Origin of the sequence: Pseudomonas machongensis, from assembly GCF_034961125.1 — a bacterium.
Classification (GTDB): domain Bacteria; phylum Pseudomonadota; class Gammaproteobacteria; order Pseudomonadales; family Pseudomonadaceae; genus Aquipseudomonas; species Aquipseudomonas machongensis.
Map to the genome: position 1 here is coordinate 69,687 of NZ_JAYFUI010000071.1, position 23,264 is coordinate 92,950.

Genomic DNA, 23,264 nt, shown 5'->3' on the forward strand with positions numbered 1-23,264 from the left:
TTCATGTTGGTGGTGCCAAGGCTCAGTCCCAGGGACAGAAAGGCAAATCGTGACAGCTATCAAGAACCAGGACATTCGGCACATGGTGCATCGTTTTATCGTTGCCATCTTCGCCCTGCTCGTCAGCGGCGCAGCTTTGGCGCAGGCCCCTCAATCGAGCTCGGCCATCTCTTATACCCGTGACATCCAGCCGATCTTCACCCAGAAGTGCGTGGCCTGCCACGCCTGCAACGACGCCGCCTGCCAGCTCAACCTGGGCAGCGCAGAAGGTGCCGAGCGCGGCGCCTCCAAGGTGCCGGTGTACCAGGGCGAGCGCAGCCAGGCGGTCGCCACCACGCGATTGTTCTATGACGCGCAGAATGAAGAGGGCTGGCGCAAGAAAGGCTTCTACTCGGTGCTCGACAACCAGGGCAGCCAGGCCGCGCTGATGGCGCGCATGCTCGAACTGGGCCACAAGACGCCGCTCACGCCTAACGCCAAGCTGCCCGAGGAGATCGTCCTGGGCCTGAACCGCAACAACATGTGCCCGCTGCCGCACGAGTTCGACGCCTATGCCGGTGCGCACCCGAAAGAGGGCATGCCGCTGGCGGTTACCGGGCTGACCGACCAGGAATATTCGACCCTGCAGCGTTGGCTGGCGGCCGGTGCACCGGTCGAGTACCAACCGATCCAGCCAAGCCCCAGCGAAGCGAAGCAGATCGCCGATTGGGAGGCGTTGCTCAACCGTCCGGGCTCCACCGAGGCGCTGGTCGGGCGCTGGCTGTACGAGCATTTGTTCCTGGCGCACATCTATTTCGTCGGCGGCGAGCAGGGGCACTTCTTCCAGTGGGTCCGTTCGCGCACGCCCAGTGGCCAGCCGGTCGACGTGATCGCCACGCGCCGCCCCAACGACCCGCCGGGCAATGATTTCTACTACCGGTTGATCCCGGTGCAGGGCGTGATCGTGCACAAGACGCACATCACCTACCCGATGGGGCCGCAGAAGCTCAAGCGGGTCAAGCAGCTGTTCTACAGCGGCGACTGGCGCGCCACCTCGCTGCCGGGCTATGGCCCGCAGCGCCGGGCCAACCCGTTCGAGACCTTCGAGGCGATCCCGGCGGTGGCGCGCTACCAGTTCATGCTCGACAACGCCGAGTACTTCGTGCGCACCTTCATCCGTGGCCCGGTGTGCCGCGGGCAGATCGCCACTGACGTGATCCGCGACAACTTCTGGGCGCTGTTCCAGGAGCCGGCCCATGACCGCTACGTCACCGATGCCGCCTACCGCGGCCAGGCCACGCCGTTGCTGGCCATGCCGGGGCAGATCGACGATGTCGGCAGCGTACTGAGCCTGTGGCGTGCCTACCGCGACAAGCGCAACGACTACGAGACCCTGCGCCGCGAGGCCTACGCCGAAATGCCAGCGCCGAGCTGGTCGACGCTGTGGGCAGGCAACGACAACGCCTTGCTCAGCATCTTCCGTCACTTCGACAGCGCCTCGGTGAGCAAGGGGCTGATCGGTGACGTGCCGTTGACCATCTGGCTGTTCGACTACCCACTGCTGGAGCGCACCTACTACCAACTGGCGGTCAACTTCGACGTGTACGGCAACGTCTCGCACCAGTTGCAGACGCGCCTGTACTTCGACCTGATCCGCAACGGCGCCGAGGTCAACTTCCTGCGCCTGATGCCGGCCAATAAACGCGGCGCGATCCTCAGCGACTGGTACCAGAACAGCGGCAAGGTGAAGATGTGGCTCGACTACACCGACATCGACACCGATACCCCAAGCGCCCTGCAACTGAACGAGCACAATGCCACGCGCGACTTCGGCCTCAAGCTGCTGCAACGCACCGGCAGCCTGAACGCAGCGCCCGATCCGATCAACCGTTGCACCGGTGCCTACTGCTCGCGACCACAGATGAACGAAGCGTTTCGTGATGTGGAGCAGAGCCTGAGCCGCCTGGTGTCGCGCCCGGCGGCAGGGCTCAAGGTGATCGGCCAACTGCCCGAGGCGACCATGCTGCGCATCGAAGGGCAGGGCGGTCAGCGTCAGGTCTACAGCCTGTTGCGCAACCGCGCGCACAGCAACGTCGCCTTCCTGCTGGGCGAGGCCTATCGCTACCAGCCGGGGCTGGACACCCTGACCCTGTATCCGGGCGTGCTCAGCAGCTACCCGAACTTCATCTTCAACATTCCGGCCAGTGACGTACCGGAGTTCGTCGAGGACATGGAGGCTGCGCGTGACGACCAGGGCAAGTTCGAGCGTATCGTCGAGCGTTGGGGCGTGCGCCGCAGCCACCCGCAGTTCTGGCGGTACTTCCACGACCTGAACACCTACATCAAGGAGACCGAGCCGGTGGAGGCGGGTGTGCTGGACATGAACCGCTACGAGAACCTCTGATCGATTGCCGGGAAAGGCGTCCGACCTTTCCTGGCTTTCTGCGGTCGGACCTGTGGGTGGCCCCGGCGATGCGTTGCAGCCCATCGCGGGACAAGCCTGCTCCCACAGGCGGGAGCAGGCGGGTTCCGTGATTCGCGCGAGCAGTGCTCGCCTGTGGGCCTGAATGCACCAAGAACCGCAGGACAACCCATGCTGTATTCGCTTCAAGCGCTTCGGGCGTTCGCCGCCTGGGTGGTGGTCTGCCACCACTTCATGCAGATCTTCTTCGATTTCAATGCCAAAGGCCCCGTCGGCCGCCTGCTCGCCGAGCGCGGTGCAGTGGGGGTCGACATCTTCTTCGTCATCAGCGGCCTGGTGATCTACCTCTCGACCCGCGACAAGGAGATCGCCCCGCGCGAATTCCTGCTCAACCGCGCCTTGCGTATCGTCCCGGCGTACTGGTTCTACACCTTGCTCATGGCGTTGCTGTTGCTGGTGGCCAGCCGCTGGATGCCGCATCAGGTGTTCGAGTGGCAGCACCTGGTGCTGTCGCTGTTGTTCGTGCCAGCGGAAAACCCGGGTGGCTATGGGCTGTACCCCACCCTCAACGTGGGTTGGACGCTGAACTTCGAGATGTTCTTCTACCTGCTGTTCGGCCTGGCGTTCCTGGTACGCCAGCGTCATCACCTGGTACTGGTTACTGCGGCCCTGCTGCTGGTCAGTGAGGTGCTGGGGCGCCTGGGTGTGCTCAGCCGCTTCTACAACAACGACATCATCTATGAGTTCCTGCTGGGCATCGGCCTGGGTGTGCTGTACCGGCGCGGGCTGATCCGCGAGGGGCTGTGGCTGCCGCTGGCGGTGCTGGCGGCGGCGGGGTTTGCGCTGTACCAGCTCGACGCCTCGCAGCGCCTGCTGCACTGGGGCCTGCCGAGTGCGATGGTGGTGCTGGCCTTCATCGCGCTGGAGCCGTACTTTCGCGGCAATCGGGTGCTCAAGGCGCTGGGGGACTGTTCGTACTCGGTGTATCTCACCCACGTGCTGGTGCTGTGGGGCGGCTGGTTCATCAGCCAGCGGTTGCGGCTCAATCCGTACCTGGTGTTCGCCTTCTGCGTACCGTCAATCGGACTAATGTCTTGGTTCAGCTACCAGTGGCTGGAGCGTGGCCTGTATCGGCGCCTCAAGGCCTGGTTCGGGGCGCGGGGGATACGCCAGGCGCAGCCGGCACTATCCCGAGTCAATTACTAGGACTTTGTTCGAGGCCTGGCTTGGCGTACACTGGGCGGCAAGTCTGTGAGGAACTTCCATGAGCGCTATAACCATTACCGACGCCGCCCATGATTATCTGGCCGATCTGCTCTCGAAGCAGAACACGCCCGGGATCGGCATCCGCGTTTTCATCACCCAGCCGGGCACCCAGTACGCCGAGACCTGTATCGCCTACTGCAAGCCGGGCGAAGAAAAGCCTGACGACACCGCCGTGGGTCTGAAGAGCTTTACTGCCTACATCGACGCCGTCAGCGAGCCGTTTCTCGAAGACGCACTGGTCGACTACGCCACCGACCGCATGGGCGGGCAACTGACCATCAAAGCGCCGAACGCCAAGGTGCCGATGGTCAACGAAGACAGCCCGATCAACGAGCGCATCAACTACTACCTGCAGACCGAGATCAACCCGGGTCTTGCCAGCCACGGCGGCCAGGTGAGCCTGGTCGATGTGGTCGACGATGGCATCGCCGTGCTGCAGTTCGGTGGCGGTTGCCAGGGTTGCGGTCAGGCGGACGTCACCCTCAAGGACGGCATCGAGCGTACGCTGCTCGAGCGCATCCCGGAGCTCAAGGGTGTGCGTGACGTGACCGACCACACGCAAAAAGAGAACGCCTACTACTGATAGGCCCTATCGCGGGGCAAGCCCGCGCCTGCAGGTGCGGCGTCGTACCTGCAGGAGCGGGCTTGCCCCGCGATTGCATTCGTCGCCCGCCAAAAATGCCTTGGCCTAGCAACAAAGTGTTACTGTTTCAAGCCCTGCGACAACAGGCCGCAGCCCGTAAATCAAGGGCTGCGGGCCGATCTTCCGGGTGTCGGGTAGCTGGTCTCGGGGTGTCATGCCAGAATGCCCCGGTTTTTCGACCGGCCCTGCTCGAGGGCCGGCACCTTCCCTGTAAAGGATGGTTCCATGACTGATCTACTGACCCGGCGCGCGGTCGTCGCCGGGATGGGCGTACTGGGGCTTGGCCTGCTGGCGGGTTGCAACCCGGCCCGGGGCCTGGACTTCAAGTACGGCAAGAACATGAGCAACGAGATCCTTGGACGCAAGTTCAAGCTCAAGGATCCGCAGGGTAACGAGCGTACCCTGTCGAGCTTCTACGGCTCGATGCCGATGATCTTCTTCGGTTTCACCCAGTGCCCGGCGGTCTGCCCGACCACGCTGGCACGCGCCGCGCAGATCCGCAAACTGCTCAAGGGCCGTGACCGCGACCTGTTCCAGGTGGTGTTCATCACCCTGGACCCGGAGCGTGATACCCCTGAAGTGCTCGACGCCTACGTCAAGGCCTTCGATCCATCGTTCGTCGCCCTGACCGGCACCCCGGAAGAAATCGACGAGGTGGCCAGGGAGTTCAAGGTGTTCTACGAAAAGGTCCCTGCCGGCGACACCTATACCATTTCCCACTCGTCCACCAGCTACGTCTACGACACGCGTGGCACCCTGCGCCTGAGTCTGGGCCATTCCCTGAATGCCCAGGAATGCGCCGAAGACCTGCGCACCTTGATGGAGATCTGCTGAATGTCGATGCAACCGATCAAGCGCGGCCTGGCCGCTCTCGCCCTGCTGGGCCTGGCCCTGCCGGCCCTGGCCGACACCACCGTAAGCGACGCCTGGGTGCGCGCCAGCGTGCCGCACCAGCAGTCCACCGGCGCCTTCATGACCCTGACCGCCAGCACCGACAGCAAGCTGGTGAACGTGGCTTCGCCGGTGGCCAAGACCGTGCAGGTGCACGAGATGACCATGAATGGCGATGTGATGGGCATGCGTGAAGTGAAGAGCGTGGAGCTGCCGGCCGGCAAGCCGGTGACCCTCGATCCCAACGGTTTGCACGTGATGTTGATGGGCCTGAACGAGCAGGTGAAGGAAGGGCAGCAGGTGCCACTGACCTTGACCATCGAAGATGCCAAGGGCCAGAAGCAGACACTCGAGGTGCAGGCGCCGGTCAAGCCGCTGACTGCCGAGATGGATGCCGGGCACGACCATATGCACATGAAGCACTGAGTACCGACAAGGGCCGCGCAAGCGGCCCTTGTTCTTTCTGCTTGCTGTCGTTCAGCTACGGAATCGCGGCAGCGGCCGGTCGATGGTCAGCGAAGTCAGGGTTTTGCGAACCTGGGCTTCGTCGGCCTCCAGGGCCTTGAGGCTCGCGCGAATCTTGCCGGCCGAGGGCACATCGCCCTGCCGGTCGATCCAGTCGGCGATTTCCTTGCAGGCGCTGCTCAGGCAGGCCTGGCGCTGGTTCATCAGCGTGATGAGGGTGGTGAGCTCTCGTTCTGACATGGCAGGATCCTCCGTTCAGCCTTCTCAGTGTAGCAGCGGCTGGCGGTCTTGCCGGGCGACGGGTCAGTGGTTCAGGCAGGCGAGGCGGTAGACGCCTGGCGTCACGCCGAAGGCCTGCTTGAACTGCCGGCTGAGGTGGCTCTGGTCGGCGAAGCCCAGTGCAAAGGCCACTTCCGAAGCCGGGAGGCCACGGCGCAGGAACTCCCGGGCGCGGGCCAGGCGACGCTGCTTGAGCCAGGCATGGGGCGGCAGCCCGGTGGCCTGGCGAAACACCCGAGCAAAGTGGAAGGGTGACAGGTTGACCGCCGCGGCCAGTGCCTCCAGCGAAGGTGGGTCGGCCAGTTGGCTCTCCAGCAGTTCGCGGGCCCGTGCCACGGCCAGCGGTTCGTGGCCGGGGGCAGCAGGTTCGCTGCAGTGGCCATGACGTTGTACCAGCGCCAGGACCGCCTCGCGCCAGGCGGTTTGCTGCTCCAGCGCGCTCGCGCCGGCTTCCGACAGGCGATGCACACGGCTGAAGGCCGCCGCCAGGATCGGGTCCTGCACCACGCTCTGCCTGAAGTGCGGCAGGCCGTGGCGGCCCAGTTCCAACTCGTCCAGCACCCCGGTGACGCGTTCGTGTTCCGGATAGAACGCACGGTAGCGCCAGCCCGCCTCGTGGGCCTTGGCGCCGGTGTGCAATTCGTCGGGGTTGATCAATACCACGCTGCCGACCGGCGCCAGGTGATCACTGCCACGGTGCCAGAAACACTGGGCGCCGGACTCGATCACGGTGAACACATAGCCTTCGTGCACATGCGGCGCAAAGCGCTGCTGTACGTAGCGGGCGTGCAGCATCTCGACATCGCCGAGGGCGGGTGCCTGCCACAGGTGGATCTGTTCGCGCAGGGGCGTGCTCATGTCAGCCAGCTGCGCAGGACAAAGAAGATCAGCATGCTCGCCAGCATGCTCAGCAATACGCTGCGGGTCAACAGCACCAGGGCGATGGCCACCAGCGAGCCGAGCAGGTACGGATTGAGCGGATCGAGGTTCAGCTGATGCTCGGGCAGGAAGATGATCGGCCCGCAGATTGCCGTGAGCAGTCCCGGCACGGCGAAACCGAGGAACTGGCGCACGTTGGAGCCCAGGCGCAGGGGCAGGCGCGGCTCGAGAAAGACGTAGCGATTGAGGAACACCACCACACCCATGGCGACGATCAGCAGCCAGATCATGCGCGGCTCCCGGCGAATTTCTGACAGACAAAACCCGCGGCCATGCCCAGCAGCCCGGCGGCCACCAGCGCCGTTTCCCAGTGCCAATGGCTGAACAGCACCGAGCAGAACAGCGACACCGCCACGCACACCAGGGTCGGCACGCTGCGTACCAGCGGGGTGATCAACGCGACGAAGGTGGCGACGATCGAGAAGTCCAGGCCGAGCTGGTCCAGGTGCGGGATGTTCTGGCCGAGGATGATGCCGGCCAGTGTGAACAGGTTCCAGGCCACATAGAAGGTCAGGCCCACGCCCAATGCGTACCAACGGTTGAACTGTTGCTGGTCGTGGTGGCTGGTCAGGGCGAAAAGCTCGTCGGTGAGCAGAAAGCCCAGCCCCAGTCGCCAGCGGGTCGGCAGGCCGGACACCACAGGGCGCATCGACAGCCCATAGAGTAGGTGCTGCGACGTCAGCAGCAGGGTGGTCAGCAGGATCGACAGCAGCCCGGCGCCGCTCTTGAGCATGCCGATCGCCACCAGTTGCGCAGCTCCAGCAAAAACGATCGCAGACAGCCCCTGACCTTGCCAGGCGCTGAGGTTGGCTTCGATGGCCATGGAGCCGGCCAGCAGCCCCCAGGGCGCAACGGCGAGCGATAACGGCAGGATGGCGACGGTGCCTTGGGTGAAAGCATGGCGGGCGAGGGGCGGACTGCTGGACATGGCGGCTACGGACAGGGGCAGGGATGTCCAGCATGCCAGAGGAAAAAGCTGCCTGGCTTGAACGATCTTGCTGGTTTGCGGGTGCGATGCGCTTCACGACATTTTTTTCACATCCCCTTGCTAGGATCGCCGCCACAAGAAGGAGCGATCGATGATTCAAGTGTTGCGCAAGCGTGGTGTCAGGCTGACCTTGACGGCGACGGCAGGCGTGGTGGCCTGCGCCCTGGGCTTCTTCGCCTGGCAGACGTTCTATCCGGTGCAGGCCTCCGATGGCTGGCACGTGCAGGTGCTGCACCGTGACGTGGCCAAGGCCGCCTCGCTGCTGCCGCTGGCCGATGGCAGCCTGTTGGTCAGCCGCGAGCTGGACGATGGGCTGGGCAGTATTCTCAAGATCACCCCACAGGGCGAGCGTGTGGTGGTGGTCGATGGCCTGTCCAAGCCTGACGGCATGGTCGCGGTCGAGGGCGGCTGGGTGTTCAGCCAGGAGGGCGGACTGGCCCCGGTCAGCGTGTCTCGCGATGGCCAGATCACCGCCTTGTTCAACGGAGAAAGCGTGCAGGGCCTATGGAACGACGGCGATCACCTCTACGCCATCGAGGATCGCAAGGGCGATGGCCGCCTGATGCGCTACGACTGGCAGAGCGGCCAGGTGGAAGTGCTGCGCTCGGCGCTGACTGAAACCGAAGGCCTGACCCGCTGCAGCGGTGGCCAGTTGCTCTATACCGAAAAGGCTGCCGGCAAGATCCGCGCGCTGAACGAAGGGGGTGAAGACCCGGTGGTGGCCGAGGGGCTGCGCAATCCCACCTTCCTGTTCTGCGACCAGCGCGGGCTGTGGATCAGCGAAGACTCCACGCATCGCGCGCGCCTGCTGCGCATCGATGCCGATGGCAAGCGGCATACCGTGTTGTCCTTCCTCAAGGCGCCGCAGTCGATCGTGCCCGATGGCAAGGGTGGCTACCTGCTCGCCGAAGGCGGCCGCGATCGCGTCCTGCACCTGTCGCCGCCCGAGCAGGAACTGGATGCGCATGTGGCCAGCCTCGACGCGCAATAGCCTTGGCCCGTTGGGCGGGCAATGCGTTGCGGCAAGCCCTCCCAGGGCCGGCAAGCGTTTCACTTGGGTTGCGCGATCAGCAGCAGCGACTGCGGCACCGGGCTTTGGGGGTGTTGCGGCTCCTGCAGCGTGCACAGGTTGAGGCCTGCCATGTCCAGTGCGGCAAGCCAGCTGGACAGCGTGCGGAAATACCAGGGCATGGGTTCCCAGTTGCCCTCGAAGCCTGCAAAGGACTCGACCCGCCAGCCATCCTGATAGTTGCCCGCTGCAGCACTCCACGGGTGCAGGGTCTGGATCAACAGTGCGCCGTCGTGTGCCAGCCTTGGCGCCAAGGCGCCGAGCAGCGGGATGATGTCCTGATGCAGCAGGGCGAAGTTGGCACAGATCAGCGAATAGTCCCGACCGATCTCCACCTCGGCGCCAATCAGTTGCGCGTAGCTGGCCAGGTGCACCTGCGCCGAGCCAGCAGCCTTGGCCGACTCGACCAAGGTCCTGTCGCCGTCGACACCCACCGCCTCGATTCCCCGGCTCTCCAGGGCGCGCAGCAGCCAGCCCTCGCCACAGCCGAGGTCGAGCACACGCTCCGGCTGGCGGCCGAGGATCGCCAGCAAGATCGCCTGGTCGGTGACCTGGCGGCGCGAGGCGATGCTGCCGCTGCGCACGGCCTCGATCCAGGCCTTGGCATTGTGCTGCCAGCTGTCCAGCAACTGGGTGGTGGGAGTGGGCATTGGTTGGCCTGCGTAGCGTGGGCGGTGAACACCATTCTAGTGCAACGCTGCCGCGATACTTGTGCATTGACCCATGCCGCCGCCACACTGGCCTCCCTTAACAAGGAGCAGCGCATGGCACTTTCGACGACGGACTTCACCACCCGGTTGCTGATAGACGCTGGCGTCGGCCCTGGCATGCGGGTGCTGGATGTCGGCTGTGGAACGGGCGATGTGAGCGTGCTGCTCGCCGAGTTGGTCGGGCGTGACGGGGCGGTGGTCGGGGTCGACCAGTCCTTCGCCGCGCTTGAGCTGGCGCGCCAGCGTTCGCCTGTTTCAGGCCATGCCCCGGTCGAGTTCGTCGCCTGTGACCTGCATCGCTTGCCTGAAGCCCTGGGGCTGTTCGATGCCATCGTCGGTCGGCGAGTGCTGATGTACCAGCCAGACGCCGTCCTGGCCGTGCGCAGGTTGTCCAGGCTGTTGCTGCCTGGTGGCGTGCTGGTGTTCCAGGAACACGACAGCACCCTGACCCCGGCAAGCCTGGCGCCTTTTCCGCTGCATCGCCGTGCCCAGCAGTGGCTGCAGCGCATGCTCGCCCACGAAGGGGCGGACCTGCATATCGGCTTCAACCTGCATCGCATCCTCACCGAAGCCGGACTGCAGGTGCAGAGCCTGCGCGCCGAATGCCTGTTGCAGACCCCGGACAGTCCCTACGGGCTGGCAGCGATCATACGCGCGTGCCTGCCACGAATCCTTGAGCACGGCATCGCCACGGCGCGTCAGGTGGGGATCGAAACGCTACAGGCACGGCTGGATGCCGAGCGCATGCAGTCGCAGGGGATCTATATCGGCGACATGGCCTTCGGGGTCTGGGCGAACAAGCGTTGATGCAATAGGAGAGGGGCTTGCCAATCGCTAATGATTCTCGTTAATGTAATGTTATTACGTTATCAAATGCCCTATCGGAGAATCACCATGCAAGTCTTGTCATCCCTCAAGCACGCCAAGCTGCGCCACCGCGACTGCCAGGTGGTCAAGCGCCGCGGCCGCCTGTATGTCATCTGCAAGTCGAATCCGCGCTTCAAGGCGCGCCAGGGTGGCGTGAAGAAGAAGCGCGGTTGAGCGGCAAGTCTGCTTTCAAGGATGTGAGCAAGACGGTTGCTCCCATCCGCGAATGTGCGGCGGTATACTCGCCGCCCGTTCGACTGTTAATCCGAGTATTTCAATGGGTTTTTCCGCTACCGTCACACCTGAGCCGCGTCGCCTTGGCGCGCCGCTGATTGCCCTGGCCCTGCTGCTGGCAGGCGCCTGGTTCCTCAACCTCAATGCCGGTTTCAAGCAGGTGCTGTTGCTGTTGGTTGGCGCGGCGCTGGGCCTGACCCTCTACCATGCCGCTTTTGGCTTTACCTCGGCCTGGCGGGTGTTCATCAATGAACGCCGTGGCGCAGGTTTGCGCGCGCAGATGGTCATGTTGGCGCTGGCGGTCCTGCTGTTCTTCCCGGCGCTGTCGGCGGGCAGTTTGTTCGGCAACCCGGTCACCGGTCTTGTGGCCCCAGCCGGGGTATCGGTGGTGTTCGGCGCGTTCATCTTCGGCATCGGCATGCAACTGGGCGGTGGTTGTGCCTCGGGCACGCTGTTCACTGTCGGTGGCGGCAATGCGCGGATGCTGGTGACGCTGCTGTTCTTCATCATCGGCTCGGTCACCGCGACCCACCATGCCGACTGGTGGTTCGCCTTGCCCTCGTTCCCGGCCACCTCGATCGTCCAGGCCTGGGGCATGGGGCCTGCGCTGGTGGCCAGCCTCGCACTGTTCGGGGTGATCGCCTGGGTCACCGTGGTGCTGGAGAAGCGTCGCCATGGCGCACTGGAAGTTCCCGTGGGCAGCGAGCACCAAGGCCTGCGTCGTTTCCTGCGCGGGCCGTGGCCGCTGGTGTGGGGCGCAATCGCGCTGGCACTGCTCAATTACGCCACCCTGGCGCTGGCCGGACGCCCTTGGGGCATCACCTCGGCCTTCGCCTTGTGGGGCGCCAAGACCTTGAGCGGGTTGGGCGTGGATGTGGGCAGCTGGGTGTTCTGGCAGGCGCCGGCCAACGCCAAGGCCTTGGCTGCACCGCTGTGGCAGGACATCACCACGGTAATGGACCTGGGGATCGTACTGGGCGCCTTGCTCGCCGCCGGCCTGGCTGGACGCTTCGCGCCGAGCCTGAAGATCCCGACGCGTTCGCTGGTCACCGCGGTGATCGGTGGCCTGCTGCTGGGGTACGGTTCGCGCCTGGCCTATGGCTGCAACATCGGCGCCTATTTCAGCGGCATCGCCTCGGGCAGCGTGCATGGCTGGTTGTGGTTGGTGGCGGCTTATGCCGGCAACCTGATCGGTGTGCGACTGCGGCCGCTGTTCTTCGCTGGCGAGCGACGCGCAGCGACCTTGACCGGTTGCTGAGGCGCCTTTAGGGCACTGCAGCGTAAGCGATAGGTGCCTGCCAAATGTTGAGAAACTACATGAGGTTTTTCTATAAATGACCTCATGTATGTTTCTTATCTTATTGATATACATAATTTATTTCTTTGATAGTTCCGATCTTGCCGCGGTTCTGAACCTTACAAGCTGATCCTCTGTTTTCGTTTTGATGACAATTCGATAATGATTCTCATACGAGATTCGTTTTCATGTGAATGCCGGTCAACCGGTATCCAGGACCTTCATCGAATCGAACAAGGAGAAAGGCAGCGATGTTCGCGCCCATCAGCCGTAGCATGACCCTCACCCTGGGTCTGTGCGCCACCGTCATCAGCCCGGCAGGGTTGGCCGAAGAGCGCGAAAAGCGTTCCGAGGAAGGCGTACTGGAGCTCGGCTCCACCGAAATCCTCGCCCAGGGCCTGGGCAGCACCACCGAGCACACCGGCTCCTACACCACCGGCAGCATGAGCGCCGCCACGCGCCTGAACCTGTCGATCAAGGAAACCCCACAATCGGTTTCGGTGCTGACCCGCCAGCAGCTGGACGACTTCCAGCTCGACACCCTGTCCGAAGCGCTGAGCCATGTCACTGGCGTGACCGTCCAGCGCAACGACTCCGAGCGACCGACGTACTATGCGCGCGGCTACTCGATCAACAACTTCCAGATCGATGGAATGCTCAACACTTTCTCGGGGCTCAAGTCCGACTCCGACACCATCATCTATGACCGTATCGAAGTGGTGCGTGGCGCTACCGGCCTGACCACCGGCGCGGGTGATCCCTCCGGCACCATCGCCATGGTGCGCAAGCGCCCGACCCATGAGCTGGCGGTGAAGACCGGCATCAGTGCCGGCAGTTTCGACAACTACTACAGCTACCTGGATGTTGGCGGCCCGTTGGGCTGGGACGGGCGCCTGCGTGGGCGCACGGTGCTGGCCTATCGCGACAACAAGTCGTACATGGACCACTACCAGACCCAACGTGAGGTGGCCTACGGCATTCTCGAGGCCGACCTTACCGACAGCACGGTGCTGGCGGTCGGCTACGACTACCAGAACAAGCATGTCCAGGGCTCCAGCTGGGGCACCGTGCCCTACTGGAACGCAGATGGCAGCAAGGCCAACCTGCCGCGCTCGACCAACCTGGCGGCGCCCTGGTCGTCCTGGCCGCTGAAGGACCAGACGGTGTTCGCCACCCTCGATCAGCAACTGGGCAATGACTGGCTGCTCAAGGCGGCCTACACCCACCGCCAGAGCGACAGCGACGGCAAGGTCTACTACGGCGGCAATGGCTTCCCCGAGGCCGACCGCAGTGGCATGAAAGCCTGGAGCAGTCATTTCTCCGGAGAGGAGCAGATGGATGCCGTGGACTTCAACCTTGCCGGCCCCTACCAGCTGCTGGGCCGTACCCATGACTTCATGATCGGCTACGGGGTCTCCGAGCGACGCGACAGCTCGCCGTACTACACCGGCCGCAACGATCCGCAGGGCTACGCGATCATCCCCGACTGGAAATACATGGGCGGGATTCCCAAGTTCTACGATCGCAAGACTGGCCTGGATGAATCGCGCTCGCGCATCGAGCAGAAGGCCGGCTACATCGCTACCCGGCTCAACCCCACCGATCGCCTGCACCTGGTCCTCGGCAGCCGCTACGGTAGTTGGAAGACCACCAGCAAGTCCTGGACATACGATGACAACCTGGCGGTTACCGACATCTCCCGCAGCGAGCAGACCCAGAACGACCAGTGGACGCCCTATGCCGGTGTGCTTTACGACCTCAACGAGCAGTTCACCGTCTATGTCAGCTACACCGACATCTTCAACCCGCAGACCAACAAGGACATCAGCGACAAGTACCTGGACCCGGTCGTGGGCAAGGTCTACGAGTTGGGTCTGAAGGGCAGCCTGTTCGAGGATCGGGCCAACCTCAGCGCCGCGGTGTACCGCAGCAAGCAGGACAACGTTGCGGAGGTCGACGACTCGGTGCCGCCAGGCCCCAACGGTGAGCAGTACTACAAGTCCGGTGGCAAGGGGGCGGTGGTCGAGGGCTTCGAGGCCGAGTTGGCAGGCGAGGTGATGGCGGACTGGCAGATGAGCCTGGGCTACAGCTACACCCACGCGCTGCGTGGCGACAAGACGCGCAAGGACACGGCCCGACCGATGAATCTGGTGCGTTTCTCGAGCACCTACAAGGTGCTGCCAAAACTGACCGTGGGCGGCACCCTCGACTGGCAAAGCCACACCTTCGGTGTCGGCAACCGCCCGGTGGGGCGCAATGCATCGGGTGGCATCATCACCGTCAGGGACCGCATGAGCCAGCGGGCGTTCTCGGTGGTCGGACTGATGGCCCGCTACCAGGTCGACGAACACCTGTCGGCCTCGGTGAACGTGAAGAACCTCTTCGACGAGCACTACTACAACAACCTGGGGTTCTACAACGGCGTCTATAACGGCGAACCGCGCACCCTGATGGTCAGCCTGGACTGGTCGTTGTAGCGTCTTGCGCCTGGCCTGCGATGCGCACGCGAGCGCTCGCAGGCCAGGCTCAGCGCCCCAGCGGCAACGCCACCGCGATCATCGCGAACAGCGCGCCGCAGCAGCGGTTGAAACCCTTGCCGCCCTTGGCCAACCACGGCCTGATGCGACCGGCCAGGCGTGCCAGCAGGTATTCGACCAGGCATTCCACGCAGGCGAACGTCGCCGCCATCACGATGAACTGCAGGGCCAGGCCGCGTTGCGGGTCGATGAACTGCGGCAAAAAGGCGCCATAGAACAGCAGCACTTTCGGGTTGGACAGCGCCGACAGCAAACCCTGGCGGAACAAGCCGATATTTCCCAGCCGGGCCTGGCCCTGGGCCAGGTCCAGGTGCAAGGGTGGGGCACGCCAGAGCTGGATGCCGAGCCACAGCAGATAGGCGCCGCCGACCCACTTGAGCACTTGCAGCACGGAACCCGACGTTTGCAGCAGTGCGCTCAGCCCGAACATCGCCAGTGCGATCAGGGCGCTGAAACCACACATGCCGCCGAGGATGGTGAACAGCGTTCGCCGCGCGCCGTAGCGGGCGCCATGAGTGAGGGCCAGCAAACTGTTCGGCCCCGGGGTCAGTGACAGGCCGATGCTTGCCAGCAGGTAAATGAACCAGGTGTCGAGTGCCATGAGAACGCCTTGTAGGAGAAGGGGCAGCGGGCCTGCTGCGCGGAAGCGGCCCTGTGAGTGCGGAGTATAGGGCCGCTTGTCTTTATGCATGGATATGAACTGACAGTTCAACTGTTGGCTTGCCAACACCCTGCGCACACTTTGCCCGCCATCGATCACCGCGTATTTGGCAAATCCCAGCAAAATCAGGGGGTTGAAACCCGGCACAACTCCTGCAAATGCCCCTGCATGCCCAGTCATCCGCAGGAGCGCCCTTGAACCGACTCAACTTCCCCTTGATCCCGCTCTGTGCCGTGCTGGCGCTGGTCGGCTGCGAGCGTGCCGAGCAGGTCACGACCCATAGCGACCAGCCGGTGCGCGGCGGAACCCTGGTCTATGCCACCGACCGCGAGCCCACCTGCCTGGACCCGCATGTGGCGGGTGACATGCCGCAAGTGTTCGTGGCCCAGCAGTACCTGGATTCGCTGGTGTCGATGGACAGCGACGGCCGTATCGGCCCTTGGCTGGCCGAGCGCTGGGAGGCGTCCGCCGATGGCCTGAGCTACACCTTCCACCTGCGCCACGACGTGCATTTCACCGACGGCACGCCGTTCAATGCCCAGGCGGTCAAGGCCAATCTCGACCACATGGCCGACCCCAAGACCCAGTCCAGCACCGCAGGCGGCTATATCCGCCAGTATCGCGGCACCGACATCGTCGACGAATACACCGCCGTGGTGCACCTGGCCACGCCTTACGCGGCCTTCCTCGAAGTGCTCGCCCAAGGCTTTCTCGGTATCCAGTCGCCCACCGCGCTCAAGCGCAGCCGTGACGAGAACTGCGAAAGCCCGGTGGGCAGCGGGCCGTTCAAGGTGCTGCGCTGGGACCGGCAGAACCAGGTCGAGCTGGTGCGCAATGCCGATTACAACTGGGCGCCGCCGACCGCCAGGCACCAGGGCCCGGCCTATCTCGAGCGCGTCGTGTGGAAGTTCATCCAGGAACCTTCGGTGCGTTTCGCCTCGCTGCAGGCCGGTGAGGTGGACGTCATCGAGAGCGTACCGCCCGAGTCGCACGAGGCGGCGCGGCGCAACCCGGATGTCGAGCTGATCATCGCCCAGCGCCCCGGCAACCCCACCAACGGCACCTTCAACCTGCGCCGGGCGCCCTTCGACGACATTCGTGTGCGCGAAGCCTTCGTGCGCAGCGCCGATATCGAAGGTGCGCTCAAGAGTGTGTACTTCGGCGAGTTTCCGCGAGCCGGCGGCCCGCTCAGCGTGGCCACGCCGTTCTACAGCGGCGAGTTCGAGCGCAGCCAGGACTACGATCCGCAGCGCGCCGCCCGATTGCTCGATGACGCAGGCTGGACCGGGCGTGATGCGCAGGGTTACCGCACACGCAATGGCAAGCGCCTGAGCGCGGTGGTGCTGATCGGCGCGCGTACACCGCCTTCGGAGCTGACCCTCTGGGAGCAGGTGCAGGCCACCACCCGTCAGGCCGGCCTGGAGCTGGTGATCGACCAGATGAGCGACGCCCAGGTCACCGCCCGTCAGGCCGCCTGGGACTACGACATCCGCACCGGCTACTGGAATACCAACACCCCGGATGTGCTGCGCATCATCTTTGGCTCGGCATTCGTCCAGCCGGCAGGCGTCGGCGGCTATCACCAGAACTCCTCGGGCTTCGCCGATCCGGGCTTCGACGCGCTGCTCGACGACGCCCTCGCCACCCAGGACCCGGAGCGCCGTCGGGCGCTGTACTTCAAGGCTCAGCAACAGGCCGCCAGCCAGTACCTGCAATTGACCACTTACCCGCAGAGCACCCGGCTGGGCCTCTACAAGACGGCCCACGGCGTGCGCCTGGAGCCCTCGCTGGCGGTGACCTATCTCTATGACGCATGGGTGAGCAAATGAGTGAAGCGACGACCCTGACCGATCCCCGTCGCGAGCGCCTGCGTGCGCTCGGACGCCGCGCCGCCATTCGCCTGGGCGGCGGCCTGCTGGTGCTGTGGGCGGTGGCGACCCTGACGTTCTTCGCCCTGCGTCTGATGCCGGGTGACCCGGTGTTGGCGATTCTCGGTGGCACCACCGGCAACCCGACGCCGGAGGCCATCGAGGCAACCCGGCGCGAGTACGGCCTGGATAAACCGTTGCCGGTGCAATACGCGCTGTATCTCGGGCGTCTGGTGCAGGGCGACCTGGGCCAGTCCTATTCCCAGCACCAGCCTGTGACCCGCGTGCTGGCGGAACAGGCCGGGGCAACCCTCGAGCTGACGTTCGCCGCACTGGTGCTGGCCTGGTTGCTGGTGCTGCTGTTGACGGTGGTCACGGCTGGCCGGGGCCGGCTCATCGGCGGACTCGCCTCGCTGGCCGAAACCCTCAGCGCCGCCTTGCCGCACTTCTGGCTGGGGGTGGTGCTGCTGGCAGTATTCGCCTTCGGCTTGCGCTGGTTCCCGCCGGCGGGCAGCGACAGTCTCGCAAGCCTCGTGCTGCCGGCATTCTCCCTCGCCATTCCGCTGGCAGGGTTCATCGCCCAGGTGACCCGTGAATCACTCGAGCTGACCCTCGATCAGCCCTTCATCCTCAGCGCCCGCAGCCGTGGCCTGAGCGACCTGGCGGTGCGCTTCCGGCATGCCCTGCGCCACGCCCTGCTGCCGGGCGTGTCGCTGTCGGGCTGGGCCATCGGTGCGCTGATCAGCGGGGCGGTGGTATGCGAGGTGATCTTCTCGCGCAAGGGCGTGGGCCGTCAGTTGTACCAGGCGGTGCAACTGCAGGATTTGCCGCTGGTGATCGGCATCACCCTGGTGGTGGCTGCTGCCTACGTGCTGGCCAACGTTCTCGTGGACCTGCTCTATCAATGGATCGACCCACGCCAACAGGAGACGAGCGCATGAGCGACCTGATTCTTGAACACAGCCAGACGCCAGTGCGTCGACAAGTGAGTTTGTCCTGGCCGCCGCTGGGGGCGAGCCTGGCGATCCTGTTCCTGTTGGCGCTGTTGCTGGCAGCGCTGGCGCCGGGGCTGTTCACTCGCATCGACCCGTTGGCGATCGTGCCTCGTGAGGCGTTCCAGGCACCGAGCTGGACGCACTGGCTGGGCACCGACCAGTCGGGGCGCGACATCTTCGCGCGTATCGTCCACGGTGCGCGTCAGAGCCTGCTGATCGGCGTGGCGGCCACCTTGCTGTCGATGGCCATCGCCGTCAGCCTCGGGCTGCTCGGCGGGTTGGGCGGGGCGCGGGTGGACCGTGGCGTGGGCTGGCTGCTGGAGGTGCTGTTCGCCTTTCCCAGCCTGGTGCTGGCGCTGCTGTTCGTGGCGGTGTTCGGCAGCGGTGTCGGCCCACTGATCATCGCCACCGGTCTGGGTGGGGCACCTGGCTACGCGCGGATGGTCCGCGGCCAGGTGCTGGCGGTGCGCAATTCGGGCTATATCGAAGCGGCGCGGGCGCTGGGGCACCCGACCGCACGCATTGTCCTGCGTCAGTTATTGCCCAATGCCATGCGCCCGTTGGTGGTGACCCTGACCATGGGCGTCGGTCAAGCCATTGTCTGGGCATCTGCCCTGAGTTTCCTGGGGCTTGGTGCCCGACCGCCTGCGCCTGAGTGGGGCACCATGCTGTCGATGGGCCGCGATTTCATCGCCAGCGCCTGGTGGCTGACCTTTTTCCCCGGCCTGTTCATCGTGCTCACCACGTTGGCGACCACCGCGGCCGGCCGCTACCTTCAACACCGCCTGGAGGGCCGCCTGCCATGAGCGACAAGACCTTGATCGTCGAGGGCCTGAACGTGACGTTCGAAGGCCGCAGCGTGGTGCGTGAACTGTCTTTCACCCTGGCGCCGGGTCGCTGTGTGGCCCTGGTGGGGGAGTCTGGCTCGGGCAAGAGCGTCAGCGCCCGCAGCCTGGTGGGGTTGGTGGGTGCGCGTGGCGAGGTGACCGCGCGCACCTTGGGCTTTGGCGGTCGCGACCTGCTGGCCCTGAGCGAGCGTCAGTGGCGTGCGGTGCGTGGCAAGGATATCGGCTTCGTGCTGCAGGATGCGCTGGTGTCGCTCGACCCGCTGCGGCCTGTGGGCAAGGAAATCCTCGAGGTGTTGCAGACCCATGGCTATGGAGATCGGGCGCAGCGCGCTGCGCGCGTGCTGACGCTGCTCGAACGGGTCGGGGTGCCGGATGTGGCGTTGCGTGCGCGGCAGCGGCCAGGCCAGCTTTCTGGAGGGCTGCGCCAGCGGGCGCTGATCGCCAGTGCGCTGGCACTGGATCCGGCGCTGGTGATCGCCGATGAACCCACCACTGCGCTCGATGCCACGGTCCAGGCGCAGATTCTCGAAGTGTTCCAGCAGATCAAGGCGCGGGGTGCATCGTTGCTGATCATCAGTCATGACCTGGCGGTGGTCGCGCAACTGGCCGATGAGGTGGTGGTGCTGCGCCATGGCGAGGTGGTGGAGCAGGGGCCGATACAGCAGGTGCTGCGCCAGCCACGGCATCCTTATACCCAGGCGCTGTTGGCCGCGGTGCCGGCGGAGCATCCGCGTGGCAGCCGCCTGTCGCCGGAGCGTTCGGGCGAGCGAGTAGCGCGTAGCGTGGTGCCTGGCGAGGTGCTGCTGCAGGCCCACGGCCTGGGTAAGCGCTATACCGGACCTGACGGCGTGGTGCGCCAGGTGGTGCAGGGCGTGGACTTCACCCTGCGCACCGGGCAGACCCTGGGCATCGTCGGCGAGTCCGGCTCGGGCAAGACCACGGTTGCGCGCATTGCCCTCGGACTACTGCAACCGGACCAGGGCGAGGTGCTGTATCGCGGCCAGCCATGGAACCGCCCGGGCAATACCGTCAGCGAAGCCAGCCGCCGCCCGCTGCGCCAGCAGATCAGTGTGATCTACCAGGATCCGCTGGGTTCGTTCGACCCGCGCTGGACCGTGGCACAGATCCTCGATGACGCCTTGCAGGTGGCGGGCTTCGCGGCTGCGGCGCGCCCGGCGCGCATTCATGCGCTGCTCGAGCAGGTGCGCCTGCCGGCCAACCTGGCCAGCCGCCGCCCGTTGCAGCTCTCTGGCGGCCAGCGCCAGCGTGTGGCGATCGCCCGCGCCATCGCCAGCGAGCCGAAGCTGATCATCTGCGACGAGCCGGTGTCGGCGCTGGACGTGTCGGTACAGGCCCAGGTACTCGACCTGCTGGCCGACCTGCAGGACACCTTGGGCCTGGCCTATCTGTTCATCTCCCACGACCTGGGCGTGATTCGCCATGTCAGCGATGACGTGCTGGTGATGCGCCATGGCCAGGTGGTCGAGCACGCGCCGGTCGAGCAGTTGTTCGAGCAGCCTGCCCACGAATACACCCGCCGTCTGCTCGGCTCGGTGCCGCGCCTGCCGGGCAGCGGCGCCGAGCTGGTGGTGCCGCCACTGGACCTGGAACACGAAGCTTTCGACCTGTTCGATGAATCACGCCTCTGGAAAATCGCCATTTAAGGATTGCCCCATGACCACCTTCCAACGTTTCCCTTTCCAGGCTCCCGCTGCCAGCGTCGAGGCCTTGAAGGCACGCATCGATGCGCTGCTGCCACAGATTGCCGCCGGTGCGGCCGGACGCGAGCGCGAACGCCAACTGCCGTTCGAGGCCATCGCCCAACTGGCTGCGGCCGGGCTCTACACCGTGCGCATTCCGACCCGTTATGGTGGGCCCGGTGGCACGGTGAGCGATGTTATCGAGCTGCTGCTGAAGATCGCCTCGGTCGATTCCAACGTTGCCCAGGCCCTGCGCCCGGGTTTCGCCTTTGTCGAGGGCCTGCTGGTGTCGAGCGCAGAGGATGCCGAACAGGAGCGCGAGCGCTGGTTCGCGCGCTACCTGCAAGGCGCGGTGATCGGCAATGCCGGCTGGGAACTGGGCGGCGCCAATGGTGCCATCGCCGCGAGGCTGGTTCGCGAAGGGGATCACTATCGCGCCAATGGCAGCAAGTTCTACAGCACCGGGGCGCTGTTCGCCGACTATGTCAGCGCGGTGGCGCTGGATGAGGACGAGCAACCGGTGTCGTTCATTCTCCCGCGTGATCGCGACGGCCTGGAGCTGGTCGATGATTTCGATGCCATGGGCCAGCGCCTGACCGCCAGCGGTACCACGCACCTGCGCAATGTGCGGGTGGAGGAGAGCGAACTGCGCACGCGTACCGTGGAGGAGGGCAGGCGCACGCTGGTGACGCCGTTCCTGCAGCTGTTCCTGGGCACCGTGCTGGCCGGGATCGCCCGCAATGCGCTGGACGATGCCACCCGCTTCGCTCGCGAGCATGCCCGGCCGATCAAGCACAGCACGGCCAGTCGTTCGGTGGACGACCCGTATGTGGAACTGAGCGTGGGCGATATCGCAGCGCGCGCCTACGGCGCCGAGGCGCTGGTGCTGAAGGCGGCCGCCACGATCGACCGGGCCTGGGCGGCGCAGTTGGACGAGGCAGCGGTGGAGCAGGCTGCCCTCGAGGTGGCGCAGGCCCAGTACCTGGTCGCAGAGCTTGCACTCAAAGCGGCCGAGACGCTGTTCGACGTCGGCGGCGCCTCGACCACCGGGCGCGCGCACAATCTCGACCGCCATTGGCGCAATGCCCGGACCGTGGCCAACCACAATCCACGGCAGTGGAAGGCGGCGGTGGTCGGGGCCTGGCAGCTCAAAGGCACCCGCCCACCGGTGTCGGGGTTGTTCTGAGGAGGCGCTATGCAAACCTGCACTCACAGCTTGCACATTCAATGATGTTCCTTGCGCGCCACTGCAGGTATGCTCGGGGAAGCCTTTCCGAACTGTCCTGATCCAAGGAGCTGCACGCTGTGTTCAAACATGTCGATGCCTATGCCGGCGACCCGATTCTCTCGTTGATGGAAGCCTTCAAGGTCGATCCCCGTGCCGACAAGGTCAACCTGAGTATCGGCCTGTACTACGACGAAGCCGGTGTGGTGCCGCAGCTGCCATCGGTAGGCCAGGTCGAGGAACGCCTGGCCGGCCAGCCGCATGAAGCCTCGCTCTACCTGCCCATGGAGGGCCTGGCCAGCTACCGCCAGGCGATCCAGGCACTGCTGTTCGGTGCCGACCACCCGGCCGTGACCGGCGGACGTGTCGCCACTGTGCAGACCGTGGGTGGCTCGGGTGCGTTGAAAGTCGGTGCCGACTTCCTCAAGCGCTACTTCCCGCAGTCCGAGGTGTGGGTCAGCAATCCGACCTGGGACAACCATCGCGCGATCTTCGAAGGCGCGGGCTTCAAGGTGCACACCTACCCGTACTTCGACCAGGCCACCCGCGGCCTGGACTTCGATGGCATGCTGGCAAGCCTGCAAACCTTGGCCAAGCACAGCATCGTCCTGCTGCACCCGTGCTGCCACAACCCCACCGGCGTCGACCTGAGCCAGAGCCAGTGGCAGCAAGTGGTCGAGGTGGTCAAGGCGCGTGAGCTGATCCCGTTCCTCGACATCGCCTACCAAGGCTTCGGCGAAGGCCTGGCCGAAGACGCCTACGCCATCCGTGAAATGGCCCGTGCCGGTGTGCCGTGCCTGGTCAGCAACTCGTTCTCCAAGATCTTCTCGCTGTACGGCGAGCGGGTAGGGGGGCTGTCGGTGGTCAGCGATGACGCGCAAACCGCCCAGAGCGTACTGGGTCAGCTCAAGGCTACCGTGCGCCGCAACTACTCCAGCCCACCCAGCCATGGTGCACTGCTGGTCGCTGGGGTGCTCGGCGATGCCGGCCTGAACGCCCAGTGGCAGGCGGAAGTCGAGACCATGCGCAAGCGTATCCTCGACATGCGCCAAGGGCTGGTCGATGCACTGGCCAAGCAGTTGCCAGGCCAGGACTTCCAGTTCTTCCTGCGCCAGCGCGGCATGTTCAGCTACACAGGCTTCAGTGCCGAGCAGGCACGTCGCCTGCGTGACGAGTTCGGTGTGTACATCATCGACAGCGGCCGGGTGTGCATGGCGGGCCTGCGTCCGGACAACCTGCAGCGTGTCGCCGAGGCATTCGCGGCGGTGCAACAGGGCTGATCCCATGGGCCAGGCATGCCTGGCCCTGCAACTCCAGCTCCCACAATAGATCCGCTTCCTTGTCCCAAAACAGGTGCCGTCCCTCGGACGGGGCTTCGCAA

The 23,264-nt window shown here is 65.0% G+C and carries 22 protein-coding genes; 16 read left to right on the forward strand and 6 right to left on the reverse strand.

The annotated features are described in order from the left end of the window. Window positions 1-82 precede the first annotated feature (82 nt). The 5 genes from VA602_RS05750 (at window position 83) to VA602_RS05770 (ending at window position 5,627) form a co-directional block, all read left to right on the forward strand. Entirely contained in the window at window positions 83-2,383 is a 2,301-nt protein-coding gene (locus tag VA602_RS05750; protein WP_063545102.1) for a fatty acid cis/trans isomerase, read from the forward strand. A 189-nt stretch (window positions 2,384-2,572) separates the two neighbouring features. Then, a complete protein-coding gene (locus tag VA602_RS05755; protein WP_323452737.1) occupies window positions 2,573-3,607 on the forward strand; it encodes an acyltransferase family protein in 1,035 nt (344 codons plus the stop codon). A 58-nt stretch (window positions 3,608-3,665) separates the two neighbouring features. Further along, on the forward strand, window positions 3,666-4,250 hold the full coding sequence (gene nfuA / locus VA602_RS05760) for a Fe-S biogenesis protein NfuA (protein WP_063545100.1): 585 nt from the start codon (window positions 3,666-3,668) through the stop codon (window positions 4,248-4,250). A gap of 285 nt (window positions 4,251-4,535) precedes the next feature. Then, window positions 4,536-5,144 (forward strand): SCO family protein, encoded by a 609-nt coding sequence (locus tag VA602_RS05765; protein WP_054890835.1) that lies wholly within the window; start codon window positions 4,536-4,538, stop codon window positions 5,142-5,144. Beyond that, complete coding sequence (locus VA602_RS05770; RefSeq protein WP_125929751.1) at window positions 5,145-5,627, forward strand: copper chaperone PCu(A)C; 483 nt, start codon at window positions 5,145-5,147, stop codon at window positions 5,625-5,627. Between the two features lie 51 nt (window positions 5,628-5,678). Here the strand turns inward: VA602_RS05770 and VA602_RS05775 are convergent, their stop codons facing one another. The 4 genes from VA602_RS05775 to VA602_RS05790 form a co-directional block, all read right to left on the reverse strand. Further along, window positions 5,679-5,906, reverse strand: coding sequence for a hypothetical protein (locus VA602_RS05775; RefSeq protein ID WP_054890833.1), 228 nt, complete (start codon window positions 5,904-5,906; stop codon window positions 5,679-5,681). A gap of 63 nt (window positions 5,907-5,969) precedes the next feature. Then, window positions 5,970-6,803 (reverse strand): AraC family transcriptional regulator, encoded by an 834-nt coding sequence (locus VA602_RS05780; RefSeq protein WP_323452738.1) that lies wholly within the window; start codon window positions 6,801-6,803, stop codon window positions 5,970-5,972. Continuing rightward, complete coding sequence (locus VA602_RS05785; protein WP_323452739.1) at window positions 6,800-7,114, reverse strand: AzlD domain-containing protein; 315 nt, start codon at window positions 7,112-7,114, stop codon at window positions 6,800-6,802. Before VA602_RS05785 ends, VA602_RS05780 begins: the two co-directional genes overlap by 4 nt. Next, the gene (locus tag VA602_RS05790) at window positions 7,111-7,812 is read right to left on the reverse strand and encodes an AzlC family ABC transporter permease (protein WP_065862730.1); all 702 of its coding nucleotides are present in this window, start codon (window positions 7,810-7,812) and stop codon (window positions 7,111-7,113) included. Before VA602_RS05790 ends, VA602_RS05785 begins: the two co-directional genes overlap by 4 nt. A 151-nt stretch (window positions 7,813-7,963) precedes the next feature. Here VA602_RS05790 and VA602_RS05795 point away from each other — a divergent pair, with 151 nt between their 5' ends. Beyond that, a complete protein-coding gene (locus VA602_RS05795) occupies window positions 7,964-8,863 on the forward strand; it encodes a hypothetical protein (protein WP_323452740.1) in 900 nt (299 codons plus the stop codon). Window positions 8,864-8,922: 59 nt separating this feature from the next. On the opposite strand, the gene VA602_RS05800 is transcribed toward VA602_RS05795, so the two are convergent. After that, window positions 8,923-9,591, reverse strand: a complete 669-nt coding sequence (locus tag VA602_RS05800; RefSeq protein WP_323452741.1) for a class I SAM-dependent methyltransferase — start codon at window positions 9,589-9,591, stop codon at window positions 8,923-8,925. Between the two features lie 114 nt (window positions 9,592-9,705). Here VA602_RS05800 and VA602_RS05805 point away from each other — a divergent pair, with 114 nt between their 5' ends. The 4 genes from VA602_RS05805 to VA602_RS05820 all read left to right on the forward strand — a co-directional run bounded on the left by VA602_RS05805 (window position 9,706) and on the right by VA602_RS05820 (window position 14,526). Further along, window positions 9,706-10,458 (forward strand): methyltransferase domain-containing protein, encoded by a 753-nt coding sequence (locus VA602_RS05805; protein ID WP_323452742.1) that lies wholly within the window; start codon window positions 9,706-9,708, stop codon window positions 10,456-10,458. An 87-nt stretch (window positions 10,459-10,545) separates the two neighbouring features. Beyond that, complete coding sequence (gene ykgO / locus VA602_RS05810; protein WP_054890826.1) at window positions 10,546-10,692, forward strand: type B 50S ribosomal protein L36; 147 nt, start codon at window positions 10,546-10,548, stop codon at window positions 10,690-10,692. A gap of 103 nt (window positions 10,693-10,795) precedes the next feature. Beyond that, window positions 10,796-12,010: a YeeE/YedE family protein gene (locus VA602_RS05815; RefSeq protein ID WP_323452743.1), complete on the forward strand. Its 1,215-nt coding sequence runs from the start codon at window positions 10,796-10,798 to the stop codon at window positions 12,008-12,010. A gap of 290 nt (window positions 12,011-12,300) precedes the next feature. Further along, window positions 12,301-14,526 (forward strand): TonB-dependent siderophore receptor, encoded by a 2,226-nt coding sequence (locus VA602_RS05820; RefSeq protein WP_153773796.1) that lies wholly within the window; start codon window positions 12,301-12,303, stop codon window positions 14,524-14,526. Between the two features lie 49 nt (window positions 14,527-14,575). Here VA602_RS05820 and VA602_RS05825 read toward each other — a convergent pair whose 3' ends face one another. Next, the gene (locus VA602_RS05825) at window positions 14,576-15,187 is read right to left on the reverse strand and encodes a LysE family translocator (protein WP_323452744.1); all 612 of its coding nucleotides are present in this window, start codon (window positions 15,185-15,187) and stop codon (window positions 14,576-14,578) included. A 218-nt stretch (window positions 15,188-15,405) separates the two neighbouring features. Here VA602_RS05825 and VA602_RS05830 point away from each other — a divergent pair, with 218 nt between their 5' ends. The 6 genes from VA602_RS05830 to VA602_RS05855 all read left to right on the forward strand — a co-directional run bounded on the left by VA602_RS05830 (window position 15,406) and on the right by VA602_RS05855 (window position 23,163). Then, entirely contained in the window at window positions 15,406-17,076 is a 1,671-nt protein-coding gene (locus VA602_RS05830) for an ABC transporter substrate-binding protein (RefSeq protein WP_323452745.1), read from the forward strand. Then, complete coding sequence (locus VA602_RS05835) at window positions 17,073-18,056, forward strand: ABC transporter permease (RefSeq protein ID WP_200603273.1); 984 nt, start codon at window positions 17,073-17,075, stop codon at window positions 18,054-18,056. The genes VA602_RS05830 and VA602_RS05835 overlap by 4 nt, the downstream gene beginning before the upstream one ends. Next, on the forward strand, window positions 18,053-18,916 hold the full coding sequence (locus VA602_RS05840; RefSeq protein ID WP_323452746.1) for an ABC transporter permease: 864 nt from the start codon (window positions 18,053-18,055) through the stop codon (window positions 18,914-18,916). Before VA602_RS05835 ends, VA602_RS05840 begins: the two co-directional genes overlap by 4 nt. After that, window positions 18,913-20,622, forward strand: a complete 1,710-nt coding sequence (locus VA602_RS05845) for an ABC transporter ATP-binding protein (protein ID WP_323452747.1) — start codon at window positions 18,913-18,915, stop codon at window positions 20,620-20,622. Before VA602_RS05840 ends, VA602_RS05845 begins: the two co-directional genes overlap by 4 nt. Window positions 20,623-20,632: 10 nt before the next feature. After that, window positions 20,633-21,844 carry an acyl-CoA dehydrogenase family protein gene (locus VA602_RS05850; RefSeq protein ID WP_323452748.1) on the forward strand — a complete coding sequence of 404 codons (1,212 nt, stop codon included), beginning with the start codon at window positions 20,633-20,635 and terminating at the stop codon, window positions 21,842-21,844. A gap of 119 nt (window positions 21,845-21,963) precedes the next feature. Next, the gene (locus VA602_RS05855; protein ID WP_065862743.1) at window positions 21,964-23,163 is read left to right on the forward strand and encodes an amino acid aminotransferase; all 1,200 of its coding nucleotides are present in this window, start codon (window positions 21,964-21,966) and stop codon (window positions 23,161-23,163) included. The last annotated feature ends 101 nt before the right edge of the window (window positions 23,164-23,264 follow it).

Bases quoted from the DNA above. Each gene is read 5' to 3' on its own strand.
- VA602_RS05750 (WP_063545102.1), top strand. From the start codon at position 83: ATGGTGCATCGTTTTATCGTTGCCATCTTCGCCCTGCTCGTCAGCGGC.
- VA602_RS05755 (WP_323452737.1), top strand. From the start codon at position 2,573: ATGCTGTATTCGCTTCAAGCGCTTCGGGCGTTCGCCGCCTGGGTGGTG.
- nfuA (WP_063545100.1), top strand. From the start codon at position 3,666: ATGAGCGCTATAACCATTACCGACGCCGCCCATGATTATCTGGCCGAT.
- VA602_RS05765 (WP_054890835.1), top strand. From the start codon at position 4,536: ATGACTGATCTACTGACCCGGCGCGCGGTCGTCGCCGGGATGGGCGTA.
- VA602_RS05770 (WP_125929751.1), top strand. From the start codon at position 5,145: ATGTCGATGCAACCGATCAAGCGCGGCCTGGCCGCTCTCGCCCTGCTG.
- VA602_RS05775 (WP_054890833.1), bottom strand. From the start codon at position 5,906: ATGTCAGAACGAGAGCTCACCACCCTCATCACGCTGATGAACCAGCGC.
- VA602_RS05780 (WP_323452738.1), bottom strand. From the start codon at position 6,803: ATGAGCACGCCCCTGCGCGAACAGATCCACCTGTGGCAGGCACCCGCC.
- VA602_RS05785 (WP_323452739.1), bottom strand. From the start codon at position 7,114: ATGATCTGGCTGCTGATCGTCGCCATGGGTGTGGTGGTGTTCCTCAAT.
- VA602_RS05790 (WP_065862730.1), bottom strand. From the start codon at position 7,812: ATGTCCAGCAGTCCGCCCCTCGCCCGCCATGCTTTCACCCAAGGCACC.
- VA602_RS05795 (WP_323452740.1), top strand. From the start codon at position 7,964: ATGATTCAAGTGTTGCGCAAGCGTGGTGTCAGGCTGACCTTGACGGCG.
- VA602_RS05800 (WP_323452741.1), bottom strand. From the start codon at position 9,591: ATGCCCACTCCCACCACCCAGTTGCTGGACAGCTGGCAGCACAATGCC.
- VA602_RS05805 (WP_323452742.1), top strand. From the start codon at position 9,706: ATGGCACTTTCGACGACGGACTTCACCACCCGGTTGCTGATAGACGCT.
- ykgO (WP_054890826.1), top strand. From the start codon at position 10,546: ATGCAAGTCTTGTCATCCCTCAAGCACGCCAAGCTGCGCCACCGCGAC.
- VA602_RS05815 (WP_323452743.1), top strand. From the start codon at position 10,796: ATGGGTTTTTCCGCTACCGTCACACCTGAGCCGCGTCGCCTTGGCGCG.
- VA602_RS05820 (WP_153773796.1), top strand. From the start codon at position 12,301: ATGTTCGCGCCCATCAGCCGTAGCATGACCCTCACCCTGGGTCTGTGC.
- VA602_RS05825 (WP_323452744.1), bottom strand. From the start codon at position 15,187: ATGGCACTCGACACCTGGTTCATTTACCTGCTGGCAAGCATCGGCCTG.
- VA602_RS05830 (WP_323452745.1), top strand. From the start codon at position 15,406: ATGCCCCTGCATGCCCAGTCATCCGCAGGAGCGCCCTTGAACCGACTC.
- VA602_RS05835 (WP_200603273.1), top strand. From the start codon at position 17,073: ATGAGTGAAGCGACGACCCTGACCGATCCCCGTCGCGAGCGCCTGCGT.
- VA602_RS05840 (WP_323452746.1), top strand. From the start codon at position 18,053: ATGAGCGACCTGATTCTTGAACACAGCCAGACGCCAGTGCGTCGACAA.
- VA602_RS05845 (WP_323452747.1), top strand. From the start codon at position 18,913: ATGAGCGACAAGACCTTGATCGTCGAGGGCCTGAACGTGACGTTCGAA.
- VA602_RS05850 (WP_323452748.1), top strand. From the start codon at position 20,633: ATGACCACCTTCCAACGTTTCCCTTTCCAGGCTCCCGCTGCCAGCGTC.